This window comes from Streptomyces sp. B8-7 (genome assembly GCF_058833805.1).
Window position 1 is genome coordinate 669,610 of sequence record NZ_JBYRRL010000005.1, and the last position, 15,188, is coordinate 684,797.

Here is a 15,188-nt window from a genome sequence, read left to right on the forward strand (position 1 = left end):
GGTACGCGAGTACCCCCGCACCCGCCGGACGTCCGGCCCCGCCTGAACCGGGGCCGGGCGTCCGGTGTCCCGGTTCTGCGGTGTGCGGCCCGGGGCGGGCGGAGCGGAGAGTGGTGCGCGGCGCTCGGCGCGGCAGGCGGGTGCGTGGAGTGTGGCCTCAGCCGGCCAGTTCGGACACGAGGGCGTCCGCGCGGGCGGCGGGGACGCCCGCGGCGGTCAGTACGGTGACGGCGGCCGCGCGGCCGGCCTCGTGCGGGCCGAGCAGGCCGTCGTTCACGGCCTCCATGAGCGCGAAGATCGTCTGCTCGTACACGTAGGCGAGCGCGGGAGCCGGCAGCGGGGAGACGAACGCGCCCTCGTCCAGGCCCTGCTGGAGGTCGGCCACGCAGCTCTGACGGACGTGGGCGAGGCGCTCGCGGATGCCCTGCAGGGTGACCGTGTGCTGGGCCAGCGCGAACAGCAGACGGTAGCGGTCGGCGATCTCCCAGACCGCGAGGGTCGTCCGGGCCACCACCTCCACGGGGTCCGTCACGCCCGCGTGGGCCGTGCCCCGGACCGCGTCCACCGTCTCGACCGCCTCGTCGAGCAGCGTGGAGATCAGCGCCTCCCGGCTGGGGAAGTGGCCGTACACGGTCCGTCGTACGACCCCCGCGGCGCGGGCGATCTGGTCCATGGACGCGTCGGGGTCGCGCAGCAGCTCCGCGAAGGCGACGTCGAGGATGCGGCGCCGGTTGGCGTCGGCGCGGCTGGTGGTGCCCGTGGTCATGGGAGCCATTCTGCACACCCTCCAATTTGCACAGCGCTGTGCAGTGGTCGTACATTGCACAGTGTTGAGCAATTGCACATGTCTGTGCAAGTCGCGATGCCGCCCGCCGCGTGCCGGCGGCGTACCACCCGAGGAAGGCCACTCCCGCCATGCCACTCGTCCTGAAGGAACCGGTCGAACGGATGGAGGGCCCCTACCGCCGACGCTGGTGGGCCCTGCTGGTGCTCTGCCTGAGCCTGCTGATCATCGTGATGGCGAACACCGCCCTCACCGTCGCCGCCCCCGACATGACCCAGGACCTGGGCCTGTCCAGCGCCGACCTCCAATGGGTCATCGACGGCTACACCGTCCCCTATGCCGCGCTGATGCTCCTGCTCGGCGCGATCGGCGACAAGTACAGCCGCCGGGGCGCCCTCGCCCTCGGGCTCGTCGTCTTCGGCGGCGGCGCCGTCTTCGGCTCCCTCGCCGACAGTGCCGCCACGGTCATCGCGGCCCGCGCGGTCATGGGCGTCGGAGCCGCGCTGATCATGCCCGCGACCCTCTCGCTGCTCGCCGCGACCTTCCCGCGCGCCGAACGCGCCAAGGCCATCACCCTGTGGACCGCCACCGCCGGCCTCGCCATCGCGGCCGGCCCGCTGGTCGCCGGGGCCCTGCTGGAGCGGCACGGCTGGGCGTCCACGTTCCTGATCAACGTGCCGGTGGCGGCGGTCGCCCTGGTCGCCGCGTTCGCGCTGGTCCCGCCCTCCCGGGCCGCGCACCACGACCGGATCGACTACGTCGGCGGCCTGCTGTCGGTGCTCTGGATCGCCGCGCTCGTCTACATGATCATCGAGGGTCCGCACTTCGGCTGGGGCCCCAAGGCGATCGGTGCGGCCGTCGCGGCCGGTGGTGGGCTGGTCGCCTTCGTGCTGTGGGAGCTGCGCCACCCGCGCCCCGTCCTGGACGTGCGCCGGTTCGCGCACCGCCGCTTCGCCGGCTCCAACCTTGCCGTCGCCCTGTTCTTCCTCGCCGTCTTCGGCGCCTTCTACTACCTCACCCAGCACCTCCAGTTCGTGCTCGGCTACAACGCCCTGGACACCGGTCTGCGCATGCTGCCGCTGGCCGGCGCGGTCTTCGTCGGCTCGGCGCTGACCGGCTACCTCACCCCGCGCGTCGGCATGAAGCTCACCGTCACCGCGGGCATGGTCGGCGGCACCGCCGCGCTCGCGCTGCTCACCCGCGTGGACGCCGGCTCCGCCTACGGCGACCTCGTCGCGCCCCTGGTCGTGCTGGGCCTCGCCATCGGTCTGGCGCTCTCGCCCTGCACCGACGCGATCATGGGGGCCTTCCCCGAGTCCGAGCTGGGCGTCGGCGGCGCGGTGAACGACACGTCCCTGGAGCTGGGCGGGTCGCTGGGCATCGCGATCCTCGGCTCGCTGCTGGCCACCTCGTACTCCGACCACCTCGGTGACGCGACCCGCGGCAGCGCGCTGCCCGCGGACGCGCTCGCCTCCGCGCAGGACTCCGTGGGAGCGGGGTACGCGGTGGCGCGGGGCATCGGGGAACAGGCCCGGGCGCTGGCCGGTCAGGCCGGTCAGGCCGCGGATCCGCAGCAGGCGGCTCAGCTGAAGGGGCAGGCGGAGCAGCTTGCCGAGGGGGCGCGGCAGATGGCGGACGCCGTCGGGGCGTCCTTCGCCGAGGCCGTGGCGCACACCAGCCTGGTCGGGGCGGTCGTTCTCGGGGTGGGGACGCTGCTGGTGGCCGTGCTGTTGCCTGGCCGGCGGGGGGCGGGTGGAGGGAGCTCCGCCGGAGCGGGGGCCTCGCGGGAGGGTGAGAGGCCCTCGCGGGAGGGGGAGGTGCCTTCGCTGGAGGGCGTGGCCACTCGGGGGTGAGGGGTCCTCGCGGGAGGGGCGGTGTTCGGGTGGTGCCGGGCCGCCCCGCCGGGTTGCGGTCACCGTGCCGGTGGGGCTGTGCGGCGCCGTCGTGGCTGGTCGCGCGGTTCCCCGCGCCCCTTTGGTGGTGTGGTTCGTGGGGTGGTGCGGCGCCGTTGTGGCTGGTCGCGCGGTTCCCCGCGCCCCTGGGGTGTCTTGTGCGGGTTCGTTGTGGTGGGTCGCGCGGTTCCCCGCGCCCCTGGGGGGCTTGTGCGGGGCCGTTGTGGTGGGTCGCGCGGGTCCCCGCGCCCCTGGGGGTGGGGTGCGGGGAGTCCGGGGCCGGCCGGGGGCTCAGGGGGTGAAGGGACGGAGGGGGTCGGGGAGGCGGGTGGTGTGGAGGATGCCCAGGTGCTGGGTGGCTCGGGTGAGGGCCACGTAGAGGTCGCTGGTGGTGCAGAGGGCGGGCTCCACGACCAGGACCGAGTCGAACTCCAGGCCCTTCGACTGGCGGGGGTCCAGGAGGACCACGTTGCGGGTCAGGTCGGGTTCGGTGCCGGCCGTGACGCCGTCCAGACGGGCGGCCAGGCGGCGGTGCAGATGGCGCGGGGCGATCACGGCCAGGCGGCCCTCGGCGGGAGTCAGGTCCGCCACGGCCCCGGCCACCGAGCCCGGCAGGTCGTCGGTCGCGCGGATCCACGGCCGGACGCCGGTGGACCGTACCGAGCGAGGCGGCTCGAAGTCCGGGTGCTCGGCGCGGACGACCGCGGCCGCCAGCTCCATGATCTCCGCCGGGGTGCGGTAGTTGACGCCCAGCCGGGTGTGCTGCCAGCGGTCCTCGACGTAGGGGCCGAGGATGTCCTGCCAGGACCCGGCGGCCGCCGCCTCCGCCGTCTGCGCCGGGTCGCCCACCAGGGTCATCGAACGCGTCGGGCTGCGCCGCATCAGCATGCGCCAGGCCATCGGGGACAGCTCCTGCGCCTCGTCGACGACGATGTGCCCGAACGCCCACGTCCGGTCGGCCGCCGCGCGCTCGGCGGCGCTGCGGTGGTCGTCCTCCTCCTGCCGTTCGGCGAACCGCTCGGCGTCGATGATGTCGTGGGCCGAGAGAACCTCGCTGTCGTCGTCGTCGCGGTCCTCGAACTCGTACGTCCGGGACGCGTAGGACACGTCCAGCACGCCCTGCGCGTAGGCCACCTGCGTCGCCCGCTCCCGGTCCGCCCGCGCCCGCACCACGCGGTCGTCCTCGCCCAGGAGCTCGGCGGCCTCGTCCAGCAGCGGCACGTCCGCCGTGCTCCATGCCCGGGTGACCGGGCGCCGGATCGCCTCCGCGTCCTCGTCGCCGACGTGTCCCGTGGGGTCCGCGAGGAAGTCGGCGACCAGGCGCTGCGGGGTCAGCCGCGGCCACAGCTGGTCGACGGCCGCCCAGACCTCGGGGTTCTCGGCGAGTTCGTCGCGGATCTGGGTGAGGTCGCTCGCGTCGAGCAGACTCGACCCGTCGTAGGGGTCGGTGCCGACCCGCTCCGCGTACAGCTCGGTGAGCGTGTTCAGGATGTGGCCCTCGAAGTGCTCGCGGGCCGCGTTGTGCGGCAGCATCGCCGCGCGCGTCTTCTCGCGGGCCACCCGCACCAGGCCGTCGTCGAGCATCAGCACCTCGCGGTCGTGCGCCACCGCGATCACCGGGTCCGGCAGGGACTGCCAGTCGCGTACGACGTCGGCGAGGACGTCCGCCATGTCCGCGCGCCCCTTCACCGCGGCCGCGGCCCGGGTGTCGGCCGCCGTCGCCCGCACCCCCGGGAACAGCTCGCCGACCGTGGCCAGGAGCACCCCGGTCTCACCGAGCGAGGGCAGCACCTCGCCGATGTAGCCGAGGAACGCCGGGTTGGGGCCGACGATCAGCACGGCCCGGCGGGCGAGCAGCTCGCGGTGCTCGTAGAGCAGGTACGCGGCCCGGTGCAGGGCCACCGCGGTCTTGCCGGTGCCCGGCCCGCCCTCTACCACCAGCACCCCGCGGTGCGGAGCGCGGATGATCTCGTCCTGCTCCGCCTGGATGGTCTGCACGATGTCGCTCATCCGGCCGGTGCGGGCGGAGTTCAGCGCAGCCAGCAGTACCGCGTCCCCGGCGGGGTCCTCGTGGCCGGTCCGCTCCCGGTCGGTCACGTCGAGGAACTCGTCGTGCAGGGCGGTGACCCGGCGGCCGTCGGTGGAGATGTGGCGGCGCCGGCGCAGTCCCATCGGAGTGTGCCCGGTGGCCAGGTAGAACGGCCGGGCCACGTCGGCACGCCAGTCGATCAGGACCGGCGTGCGCTCGGCGTCGTCGCGGCGCAGGCCGATCCGCCCGATGTGATGGCCGGTGCCGCCGGTGAGGTCGATCCGGCCGAAGCACAGGGAGCCGTCCACCGCGTTCAGCGCGGCCAGCAGACCCGACCGCTCCGCGACCAGGATGTCCCGCTCCAGACGCGCCTGCATCGGCTTGTCGCCCTGCCGCAGGGCGTCCTCGACGGACCCCTCCGCCTCGCGCCGCAGCTCGTCGACACGCGCGTACAGGCCGTCGATGAATTCCTGCTCAGCGCGCATTTCGCCGTTGTTTTCCGAGCCGTTCGCCACGCTGTTTGACAATTCCACTCCCGCGCCGATATACTGTGCCTAACGAACTTCATTGCGACTCCATTCATGTGAAGTCGCGAACTCCTGAATATACGCAGAGAAATCCCCCGGGCGCAATTGCCCGGGGGATTTCTCATGTGCTCGCCGGTGTCCCTGGCGACGTCCCTGGCGATGTCCCTCGCAACGTCCTTCGCCGGGTGCGGCGCGGCGCGAGTCTCAGAGCACGTCGCCGAGTTCCTCCAGCAGCCGCCGCTTGGCGCGGGCGCCCACCATCGACCGCACCGGCTCCCCCTCGCGGAACACCACGAACGTCGGCATCGACAGCACGCGGTACGCCCGCGTCGTCTCCGGGTTGGTGTCCACGTCCAGCTGCACGATCTTCAGCCGGTCCCCCAGCTCGTCCGCCAGCGCGCCGAGCACCGGCCCCATCTGCCGGCACGGCCCGCACCAGTCGGCGGTGAACTCCACCAGCACCGGCAGCTTCGACTCGATCACCTCCGCCGCGAAGTCCCCGTCCGTCACCACGGTCACATCCGCTGTACCGATCACCGTTCCTGCCCTCCCAGTTCGCACTGCGGTTCCTGCCCTCCGGCACCGGCCAGCCGTACACCGATCTCCGCCCGCACGGCCCGCAGCTCCTCGATGAGCGCGTCCAGCTCGTCCAGCTTCCTGCGGTACACCGCGAGGGACGCCGGACAGGCGTCACCCTCCGGATGACCGGCCCGCAGACACTCCACGAACGGGCGTGTCTCCTCCAGGTCGAACCCGAAGTCCCGGAGCGTCCGGATCTGCCGGAGCAGCTTCAGGTCGCCCTCGTCGTACGTCCGGTGTCCGTTGTCGCCGCGTCGCGCGGGCAGCAGCCCGCGCGACTCGTAGTACCGCAGCGTCCGGGCCGTCGTCCCGGCCCGCGCGGCCAGCTCGCCGATGCGCATGCCACGAACGTAAGCCCTGACGCCGACGTCAGGGCAACAGCCGGTGCCGACCCGCCCCGCCCCGGCAGGGCCCGGCGCCCCGATCCGGGGGCGGGTCCGGCCGGAAGGCCTCGCGTCCGGGGCCTCCGGCCGCGGCCGCGGCGCTCAGGCCGGGCGGAGCCAGACGGTGGCCAGCGGGGGGAGGGTCAGCCGGATGCCGGCCGGGCGGCCGTGTGCGGGGCGGGGCCCGGGTGTGACGGGGCCGGGTGCCGTGGTGACGCCGGAGCCGCCGTAGCGGGCGGCGTCGGTGTTGAGGACCTCCTGCCAGGCGGGGACGCCGGCGGGGACGCCGAGGGGGTAGTCGTGGCGGACGACGGGGGAGAAGTTGCTGACCGACAGCAGCGGGGTGCCGGCGGCGTCCAGCCGCAGGAACGCGAAGACGTTGTCGTCGGCGGCGTCGGCGGTGATCCACTGGAAGCCGGCCGGGTCGGTGTCGCGCTGCCACAGCGCGGGCACCGAGCGGTAGACGGTGTTGAGGTCGCGGACGAGGTCGCGCACGCCGCGGTGGTCGGGTTCGGCGCCGTAGGCGGGGTCGAGCAGCCACCAGTCCGGGCCGTCCGGCTCCGACCACTCCGCGCCCTGGGCGAACTCCTGTCCCATGAAGAGGAGTTGTTTGCCGGGGTGGGCCCACATGAAGGCGAGGTAGGCGCGGTGGTCGGCGCGCTGCTGCCACCAGTCGCCGGGCATCTTGGAGACCAGCGCCCGTTTGCCGTGCACGACCTCGTCGTGGGAGACCGGCAGCACGTAGTTCTCGCTGTAGGCGTAGATCATCGAGAAGGTCATCTCGTGGTGGTGGTACTTGCGGTGCACCGGCTCGTGCTGCATGTACTGCAGCGAGTCGTGCATCCAGCCCATGTTCCACTTCAGCCCGAACCCCAGACCGCCGAACCCGCTCGGGCCCTGGTGGTGGGTGGCCCGGGTGACGCCGTCCCAGGCCGTGGACTCCTCGGCGATCGTGACCACGCCCGGCGCCCTGCGGTACACCGTCGCGTTCATCTCCTGCAGGAACGCCACCGCGTCCGGGTTCTCCCGGCCGCCGTGCTCGTTCGGCACCCACTGGCCCGGCTCCCGCGAGTAGTCCAGGTAGAGCATCGAGGCGACCGCGTCCACCCGCAGGCCGTCGATGTGGAACTCCTCGCACCAGTAGACGGCGTTCGCCACCAGGAAGTTGCGCACCTCGGTGCGGCCGTAGTCGAACTCCAGCGTGCCCCAGTCGGGGTGCGCCGAGCGCCGCGGGTCCTCGTGCTCGTACAGCGGGCGGCCGTCGAACTCGGCGAGGGCCCAGTCGTCGCGCGGGAAGTGCGCCGGCACCCAGTCCATCAGCACGCCGATCCCCGCCTGGTGCAGCCGGTCCACCAGGTGGCGGAAGTCGTCCGGTGTGCCGAGCCGGGCCGTCGGCGCGTAGAAGCCGGTGACCTGGTAGCCCCAGGAGCCGCCGAAGGGGTGCTCGGCGACCGGCATCAGCTCCACGTGCGTGAAACCGAGGTCCCGCACGTACGCCGGGAGCTGCTCGGCGAGCTGACGGTAGGTCAGCCCCGGCCGCCAGGACGGCAGATGCACCTCGTACACCGAGAACGGTGCCTCGTGCACCGGCACCGCGCCCCGGCGGGCCAGCCACTCGGCGTCGCCCCACTCGTGGCGCGGGACGTGCACGACCGACGCCGTGTCGGGCGGCGCCTCCGTCCGGCGGGCCAGCGGGTCCGCGCGCAGCGAGCGCGAACCGTCCGGCCGGGTGATCTCGAACTTGTACAGGTCGCCCTCGCCGACCTCCGGCAGGAACAGCTCCCACACCCCCGAGCCGCCCAGCGAGCGCATCGGGTGGCCGGTGCCGTCCCAGTGGTTGAAGGAGCCCGCCACCCGCACACCCCGTGCGTTGGGCGCCCACACCGAGAAGCGGGTGCCCGTCACCCCGTCGTGCGTCATCGGCTCGGCGCCCAGCGCCTTCCACAGCTGCTCGTGCCGGCCCTCCCGGATCAGGTGCAGATCCAGCTCCCCGAGCGCCGGCAGGAAGCGGTACGCGTCCTCGGCCTCCCGGACCGTCCCCTCGTAGGCCACCTGAAGCCGGTAGCCGGGCACCTCCGTCAGCGGCAGCAGTCCGGAGAAGAGGCCGTCCCCGTCGTCGTGCAGGGCGGCCCGCACGCCGTCGGCGGTGACGACGGTGACGCCGAGGGCGTACGGCCGCAGGGCGCGGAAGACGACACCGTCCGGGTGCCGGTGCACGCCGAGGAGCGCGTGAGGGTCGTGGTGGGTGCCGGAGAGCAGCCGCTCGCGGTCCGCGGGGTCGAGGGGCGGTGCGGGTGCGGGGGCGACGGCGCGGGTGGCCTCCGGGGGAGTGACCGGGGCCGCCGGCACGGTGGTGCACGCGGTGGCCTTCGCGGGGGTCCCGGCGGCGGTCGTCCTCGCTTCGGAGGCGGTTTCGCAGGCGGCTCCGGAGGTGGGTGCGGAGTCCGCCGCGGCGGTCGTTCCCGAGGCCGCCCCGGAGGTGGTGCCGGCCGTCGTCCCGGCCGCCGCGGACGTCGCCGTGGTCCGGGCGGGGGACTTCCTCGCAGCCGGCGCCTTCCGCGGCGCAGTCGCCTTCCTGGCCGTGGAGTCCTTGGCGGCGGACTTCTTGGTCGTGGGGTTCTTGGCCGCGGAGTTCTTGGCGGCGGAGTTCTTGGCCGTGGGGTTCTTGGCGGCGGAGTTCTTGGCCGTGGTCCGCTTCGCCGCGGCCTTCTTCGCCCCCGGCTGCTCCGCTGCCGCCTTCTTCGCCGTTCCCCGTCCGGCCGCCGTCTGCCGGGGCGCCGCCGTGGCCTTCTTCGCGGCGGTCCCCTCGGCCGTGGTCCGTCCGGCTGTCGTCTTCCCCGCTGTGGTCCTCCCCGTTGTCGTCTTCCCCGTTGTCGTCTTCCCCGTTGTCGTCTTCCCCGTTGTCGTCCTCCCGGTCGTCGTCCTGCCGGGCGTGGCGGGTGCGGCCTCCTTCGCCGCCGCGGCCTTCCTCGGCGCGGCCCGCCCGTCCGCCGGCTGTCCGTCCGCCGCCTTCCCGGCCGGAGCCGCCGTCCTGCCCGGCGCGGCCTCCTCCGTCCGGGCCGTCTGGGCCGCCGGGGCCGGCGGGTGCGCGGGGGCGGCCTGCTGCGCCGGGATCTTCTCCTCGGCCGCCCCGGCGGCCGTGTCGTTCTGCTGCGGGCCGCTGGACGGGGAGCTGGGGGTCACGAGCTGAGCCTCCTGGGAGCGAATCGGGGGTGTGGGGTGAGGTCAGGACGGGTGGGGTGAGGCGAGACGGCGGACCGCCGACAGCGGGACCGCGAGCCAGTCGGGGCGATGCCGGGCCTCGTAGACCACTTCGTAAACCGCCTTGTCCGTCTCATAGGCACGCAAAAGCACCGGTTCGCACCGTGGATCGGCCCCGGACGCCTCCGCGTACCCGGTGCAGAAGGCGTCCCGGCAGGCCCCCGCCCAGCCCGGCGCGGGCGAACCGGCGGAGTGCGCGGCGTAGTCGAAGGAGCGCAGCATTCCCGCGACGTCGCGCACGGCCGGCTGGGGCATGCGCCGTTCGGCCAGCGGCCGTGCGGGCTCGCCCTCGAAGTCGATCAGCGACCACGCGCCGGACGGCGTCCGCAGGCACTGACCGAGGTGCAGGTCGCCGTGGACACGCTGGGCGGTCCAGGTACGGCCCTGCGCGGCGAGCGCGGCCAGCGCGTCGAAGGCGGTGTGCAGTGCGGGTGCGTGCGGGCGCAGTGCGGGCACCGCCTGCGCCGCCGCCTGAAGCCGCTCCCGCATCCCGGCGATCAGCGGCTCCAGCTGGGCGCGGCCGAGGGTGACGGTCGGCAGCGCGCGGGCCAGGGCCGTGTGCACCTCGGCGGTGGCCCGGCCCAGCGCGCGCGCCTCGGCGGTGAAGTCCTCGCCCTTGGCCAGCCGGTCCAGCGCCAGCTCCCAGCCGTCCTCCGCACCCTGCACATACGGCTGCAGTACGCCGAGGACGTACGGGGCGTCGGCCGGCTGCGCCCGTATCCACGCCGTCGGCGCGGGCACCCGGTCGCAGCCCTCCCGGGCCAGGGCCAGCGGCAGTTCCAGGTCGGGGTTGACACCGGGCACGACCCGCCGCAGCACCTTCAGAATGAACGTATCTCCATAGACGACCGAGGAGTTGGACTGCTCGGCGGTGACCAGCCGCGGGACGAGTCCGGGCCGGATCACCGCGCCGGGACCGTCTGCGGGGACGTCCGCCGGTCCGCCGGGGTACCCGAACCCCTCCGGGCTCCCGGGGCCCCGGAGGCCCCGTTGCACACCGGGCACCGTCGGCGCCTGCGGCCGTCCCGGGCCCCGGGACGCGTCCGCACCGTCCTCGGGCCCACCGTCCTCGGGCCCCTCGTCCTCGGGCCCCTCGAACCGCAGGGCGCCGATCCGGGCGCGGGTGCGCAGCGCCTCCAGGAGGATCTCGGCGGGGCGCCGGTCGTACAGGGCGTCGTAGACGGTGCGCCCGGCGAGCGGGCCGCCGCGGACATGGCCGATCAGCGCGGGTGCCAGCCGTGGCGGCAGCGCGTCGCGCACGCCCACCAGTAACTGGTAGCAGTCGCCCGGCCCGGCCGGGCCGCCCGACGGCGACGGCTGGTCGACGCGTACGAGCAGGTGATACAGGTCCAGCGGGCCGCCGGCGGGCAGCAGCCCGGTGACCGCCACCGGGGAGAACCCGGCGACCGGACGCCCCTTGCCCGCGAACCAGCGTTGCCGGGGCAGCCAGCCGCGCAACAGGGGGTCGAGCGACGCGAGCAGCCCGGCGGCGGAGAGAACGGGGCGGGTGACGGCTTCCGACATGGCGTGCGTCCTTTCCCCAGGTGCGCTGCGCCTCAAGGGGAGGTCCGGCCCCCTCGGCTCACGCGATGGGCGGGGTGTTACTGATGCGTGCCCCGGGCGGGACGGGGGAAACCGCCCCGCTCAGGGGTTCCGGGCCCGTCGTCCGCCTCGCGCCGTGCGGCGCGGCGGATGCGGCGGCGGGCCCCGCCGGTCACGGCACCAGGGGGTGTCCGGCCGGTCCCGGCCCCGCGTCCTTGCGCAGCCGGAACCAGTAGAAGCCGTGGCCCGCCAGGGTGAGCAGGTACGGCAGTTCGCCGATGGCGGGGAAGCGCACCCCGCCGATCAGCTCCACCGGGTGTCGCCCGGAGAAGCTCCGCAGGTCCAGCTCGGTCGGCTGGGGGAAGCGGGAGAAGTTGTGGACGCACAGCACCAGGTCGTCGCCGTGCTCGCGCAGGAAGGCCAGTACGGCCGGGTTCGAGGACTGCAGTTCGGTGTAGCTGCCGAGGCCGAAGGCGGGGTTCTGCTTGCGGATCTCGATCATGCGGCGGGTCCAGTGCAGCAGCGAGGAGGGCGACGACATGGACGCCTCGACGTTGGTGACCTGGTAGCCGTAGACCGGGTCCATGATGGTCGGCAGGAACAGGCGGCCGGGGTCGGCGGTGGAGAAGCCGGCGTTGCGGTCGGGTGTCCACTGCATGGGGGTGCGGACGGCGTCGCGGTCGCCGAGCCAGATGTTGTCGCCCATGCCGATCTCGTCGCCGTAGTAGAGGATCGGTGAGCCGGGCAGGGACAGCAGCAGGGCGGTGAACAGCTCGATCTGGTTGCGGTCGTTGTCCAGCAGGGGTGCGAGGCGGCGGCGGATGCCGATGTTGGCCCGCATGCGCGGGTCCTTGGCGTACTCGGCGTACATGTAGTCGCGCTCCTCGTCGGTGACCATCTCCAGGGTCAGCTCGTCGTGGTTGCGCAGGAAGATGCCCCACTGGCAGCCCGAGGGGATGGCGGGCGTCTTGGCGAGGATCTCGGAGACCGGATAGCGGGACTCGCGGCGCACCGCCATGAAGATGCGCGGCATGACCGGGAAGTGGAAGGCCATGTGGCACTCGTCGCCGCCGCCGCGGAACTCGCCGAAGTAGTCGACGACGTCCTCCGGCCACTGGTTGGCCTCCGCCAGCAGCACCGTGTCCGGGTAGTGGGCGTCGATCTCCCGGCGGACCCGTTTGAGGAAGGCGTGCGTTGCCGGAAGGTTTTCGCAGTTGGTGCCCTCCTCGGCGTAGAGGTAGGGCACCGCGTCCAGGCGGAAGCCGTCGATGCCGAGGTCCAGCCAGAACTTCAGTGCCGACAGCACCTCCTCCTGCACCACCGGGTTCTCGTAGTTGAGGTCGGGCTGGTGGGAGAAGAACCGGTGGAAGAAGTACTGCTTGCGTACCGGGTCGAAGGTCCAGTTGGAGGCCTCGGTGTCGACGAAGATGATCCGGGCGTCGTCGTACTGCTTGTCGTCGTCGGCCCACATGTAGTAGTCGCCGTAGGGGCCGTCGGGGTCCTTGCGGGACTCCTGGAACCACGGGTGCTGGTCGCTGGTGTGGTTCATGACGAAGTCGATGATGACGCGCATGCCGCGCTGGTGGGCGGCGTCGACGAACTCGACGAAGTCGGCGAGGTCGCCGAACTCGGGCAGTACGGCGGTGTAGTCGGAGACGTCGTAGCCGCCGTCGCGGAGCGGGGACCGGAAGAACGGCGGCAGCCAGAGGCAGTCGACGCCCAGCCACTGCAGGTAGTCGAGCTTGGCGGTCAGGCCCTTCAGGTCGCCGACACCGTCGCCGTTGCTGTCCTGGAAGGAGCGCACCAGGACTTCGTAGAAGACCGCCCGCTTGAACCACTGCGGGTCCCGGTCCTTGGCGGGAGTGTCCTCGAAGGTGTCCGGGACAGGCTCGTTGACGATCATTTTATGGGTGACCCTCCGATCTGCGGGTTGGACGGTCGCAGGGCTCCGCCGTGCTGCTCCGGGGAGTCGTCCCCGGCCGCCCGGCCGACGTGCAGCACATGTGCCGCGCCGGGTCCCAGGCGCACGTAGTTGGCCCTGCCCCAGTGATAGGTGTCGCCGGTGAGCTCGTCGCACACCGGCACGGACTCGTGCCAGTCCAGGCCGAGTTGCGGCATGTCCAACGAGACCGTGGCCTCCTGGGTGTGGTGCGGGTCGAGGTTGGCGACCACCAGAACCGTGTTCGACCCGCTCCGCTTCGAGTAGGCGATCACCGCGTCCTGGTCGGCGTGGTGGAAGTGCAGGTTGCGCAGGCGTCGCAGGGCGGGGTGCTTGCGGCGCAGGGCGTTGAGGCGGGTGATCAGCGGGGTGATGGTGCGGCCCTCGCGTTCGGCGGTGTCCCAGTCGCGGGGGCGCAGTTGGTACTTCTCGGAGTCGAGGTACTCCTCGCTGCCCTCGCGCAGGGGGGTGTTCTCGCACAGTTCGTAGCCGGAGTAGACGCCCCAGGCGGGGGAGAGGGTCGCGGCGAGCACGGCGCGGACCTCGAAGGCGGGGCGGCCGCCGTGCTGGAGGTAGGCGTGCAGGATGTCGGGGGTGTTCACGAACAGGTTCGGGCGCATGTAGGAGGCGGCCTCGCCGGTCAGCTCGGTGAGGTACTCGGTGAGTTCCTGTCTGGTGTTGCGCCAGGTGAAGTAGGTGTAGGACTGCTGGAAGCCGGCCTGGGCGAGGGCGTGCATCATGGCGGGGCGGGTGAAGGCCTCGGCCAGGAAGATCACGTCGGGGTCGGTGCGGCCGATGTCGGCGAGGAGCCGTTCCCAGAAGACGAGCGGTTTGGTGTGGGGGTTGTCGACGCGGAAGATCCGCACGCCCAGGCGCATCCAGTGGCGCAGGACGCGCAGGGTCTCGGCGAGCAGTCCGTCGAAGTCGGTGTCGAAGGCCAGGGGGTAGATGTCCTGGTACTTCTTGGGGGGGTTCTCGGCGTGGGCGATGGAGCCGTCGGGGCGGTGGTGGAACCACTCGGGGTGTTTGCCGACCCAGGGGTGGTCGGGGGAGCACTGCAGGGCGAGGTCGAGGGCCGTCTCCAGGCCGAGTTCCGCGGCGCGGGCGACGAAGCGGGCGAAGTCGTCCTCGGTGCCCAGTGCGGGGTGGACGGCGTCGTGGCCGCCTTCGGGGGAGCCGATCGCCCAGGGCACGCCGACGTCGTCGGGGGCGGGGGTGAGGGTGTTGTTGCGGCCCTTGCGGTGGGTGGTGCCGATGGGGTGGACGGGGGGGAGGTAGACGACGTCGAAGCCCATGGCGGCGATGGCGGCCAGGCGGCGTTCGGCGGTGCGGAAGGTGCCGTGGGGCTGTTCGGGGGTGCCTTCGGAGCGGGGGAAGAACTCGTACCAGGAGCCGTACAGGGCGCGTTCGCGTTCCACCAGCAGCGGCATCGCCGGTGAGGCGGTGACCAGGTCCCGCAGCGGATGCGCCGCCAGCACCCGGTCCACCTCCGGCGTCAGCGCCGCCGCCAGCCGCGACGCCACCGGCAGCCGGTCGTCGCGCAGCGTCTTCGCGACGGCCAGCAGGACCTTGCGGAACCCGCCGTTTCTCGGGGCGGCCGCGGCGGCCCGCTCGTGCAGCCGCGCGCCCTCCTCCAGGACCAGCCGGGTGTCGATCCCCGCCGGGATCTTGATCCCCGCGTGGTGCCGCCAGGTGGCGACCGGGTCGCCCCACGCCTCCACGTGGTAGGTCCAGTGGCCGGGCCGGTCCGCGCTGACCGTGGCGCCGAAGCGGTCGGTGCCGGGCGCCAGTTCACGCATCCGGGTGAACGGGCCCGGCCGGCCCTTCGGGTCGGTCAGCACCACGTTCGCCGCCACGGCGTCATGGCCCTCCCGGAACACGGTCGCCGAGACCTCGAACTCCTCGCCGGTGACCGCCTTGGCGGGCCGGCGGCCGTGCTGCACCACCGGCCGCACGTCGAGGACGGGGATGCGCCCGACGGCCGTACCGGTCGTACCGGCCGCGGCCGAGGGGGTCTTGCGGGCCGCGGGCCGGCCCGCGGCGGGCGGCCGCGCGGTCTGTCTGCGCGCGGGCGACGATCGTCCGGGGGTCGGTTCGGTACTGGGCGTCGGTACTGCCGACGTGTGGTGCTTGGCGGGCATCACCGCTCCTGTCCGCGTCAACGTGGGTGGGCGGATGGCTGGGGGAGTGGTCCTGCTGGTGTACCTGCTGGTGTTCCTGCGACGGAACCGGTGAGGCGTACCGCAGGAGCC

At 73.2% G+C, this 15,188-nt stretch carries 9 protein-coding genes; 1 reads left to right on the forward strand and 8 read right to left on the reverse strand.

Annotated features, from left to right (window positions below):
• Window positions 1–157: 157 nt before the first annotated feature.
• The gene (locus AC5K6T_RS27120; protein WP_493213077.1) at window positions 158–775 is read right to left on the reverse strand and encodes a TetR/AcrR family transcriptional regulator; all 618 of its coding nucleotides are present in this window, start codon (window positions 773–775) and stop codon (window positions 158–160) included.
• A 140-nt stretch (window positions 776–915) separates the two neighbouring features.
• Here AC5K6T_RS27120 and AC5K6T_RS27125 point away from each other — a divergent pair, with 140 nt between their 5' ends.
• A complete protein-coding gene (locus tag AC5K6T_RS27125) occupies window positions 916–2,637 on the forward strand; it encodes an MFS transporter (protein WP_493213079.1) in 1,722 nt (573 codons plus the stop codon).
• Between the two features lie 330 nt (window positions 2,638–2,967).
• Here the strand turns inward: AC5K6T_RS27125 and AC5K6T_RS27130 are convergent, their stop codons facing one another.
• The 7 genes from AC5K6T_RS27130 to AC5K6T_RS27160 form a co-directional block, all read right to left on the reverse strand.
• The gene (locus tag AC5K6T_RS27130; protein WP_493213081.1) at window positions 2,968–5,190 is read right to left on the reverse strand and encodes a HelD family protein; all 2,223 of its coding nucleotides are present in this window, start codon (window positions 5,188–5,190) and stop codon (window positions 2,968–2,970) included.
• A 246-nt stretch (window positions 5,191–5,436) separates the two neighbouring features.
• A complete protein-coding gene (locus AC5K6T_RS27135) occupies window positions 5,437–5,751 on the reverse strand; it encodes a thioredoxin family protein (RefSeq protein WP_493213489.1) in 315 nt (104 codons plus the stop codon).
• 14 nt (window positions 5,752–5,765) lie between these two features.
• Window positions 5,766–6,152 (reverse strand): MerR family transcriptional regulator, encoded by a 387-nt coding sequence (locus AC5K6T_RS27140; RefSeq protein WP_493213083.1) that lies wholly within the window; start codon window positions 6,150–6,152, stop codon window positions 5,766–5,768.
• 144 nt (window positions 6,153–6,296) lie between these two features.
• The gene (glgB, locus tag AC5K6T_RS27145) at window positions 6,297–9,377 is read right to left on the reverse strand and encodes a 1,4-alpha-glucan branching enzyme (RefSeq protein ID WP_493213085.1); all 3,081 of its coding nucleotides are present in this window, start codon (window positions 9,375–9,377) and stop codon (window positions 6,297–6,299) included.
• Between the two features lie 42 nt (window positions 9,378–9,419).
• Window positions 9,420–10,979, reverse strand: coding sequence for a maltokinase N-terminal cap-like domain-containing protein (locus tag AC5K6T_RS27150; protein ID WP_493213087.1), 1,560 nt, complete (start codon window positions 10,977–10,979; stop codon window positions 9,420–9,422).
• 190 nt (window positions 10,980–11,169) lie between these two features.
• Window positions 11,170–12,900, reverse strand: a complete 1,731-nt coding sequence (gene treS / locus AC5K6T_RS27155; RefSeq protein WP_493213089.1) for a maltose alpha-D-glucosyltransferase — start codon at window positions 12,898–12,900, stop codon at window positions 11,170–11,172.
• On the reverse strand, window positions 12,897–15,077 hold the full coding sequence (locus AC5K6T_RS27160; protein WP_493213091.1) for an alpha-1,4-glucan--maltose-1-phosphate maltosyltransferase: 2,181 nt from the start codon (window positions 15,075–15,077) through the stop codon (window positions 12,897–12,899). The genes treS and AC5K6T_RS27160 overlap by 4 nt, the downstream gene beginning before the upstream one ends.
• Between the last annotated feature and the right edge of the window lie 111 nt (window positions 15,078–15,188).

Excerpts from the sequence above, each read along its gene's own strand:
- AC5K6T_RS27130 (WP_493213081.1), bottom strand. The coding sequence starts at position 5,190 with ATGCGCGCTGAGCAGGAATTCATCGACGGCCTGTACGCGCGTGTCGAC.
- AC5K6T_RS27160 (WP_493213091.1), bottom strand. The coding sequence starts at position 15,077 with ATGCCCGCCAAGCACCACACGTCGGCAGTACCGACGCCCAGTACCGAA.
- AC5K6T_RS27140 (WP_493213083.1), bottom strand. The coding sequence starts at position 6,152 with ATGCGCATCGGCGAGCTGGCCGCGCGGGCCGGGACGACGGCCCGGACG.
- AC5K6T_RS27125 (WP_493213079.1), top strand. The coding sequence starts at position 916 with ATGCCACTCGTCCTGAAGGAACCGGTCGAACGGATGGAGGGCCCCTAC.
- treS (WP_493213089.1), bottom strand. The coding sequence starts at position 12,900 with ATGATCGTCAACGAGCCTGTCCCGGACACCTTCGAGGACACTCCCGCC.
- AC5K6T_RS27150 (WP_493213087.1), bottom strand. The coding sequence starts at position 10,979 with ATGTCGGAAGCCGTCACCCGCCCCGTTCTCTCCGCCGCCGGGCTGCTC.
- AC5K6T_RS27120 (WP_493213077.1), bottom strand. The coding sequence starts at position 775 with ATGGCTCCCATGACCACGGGCACCACCAGCCGCGCCGACGCCAACCGG.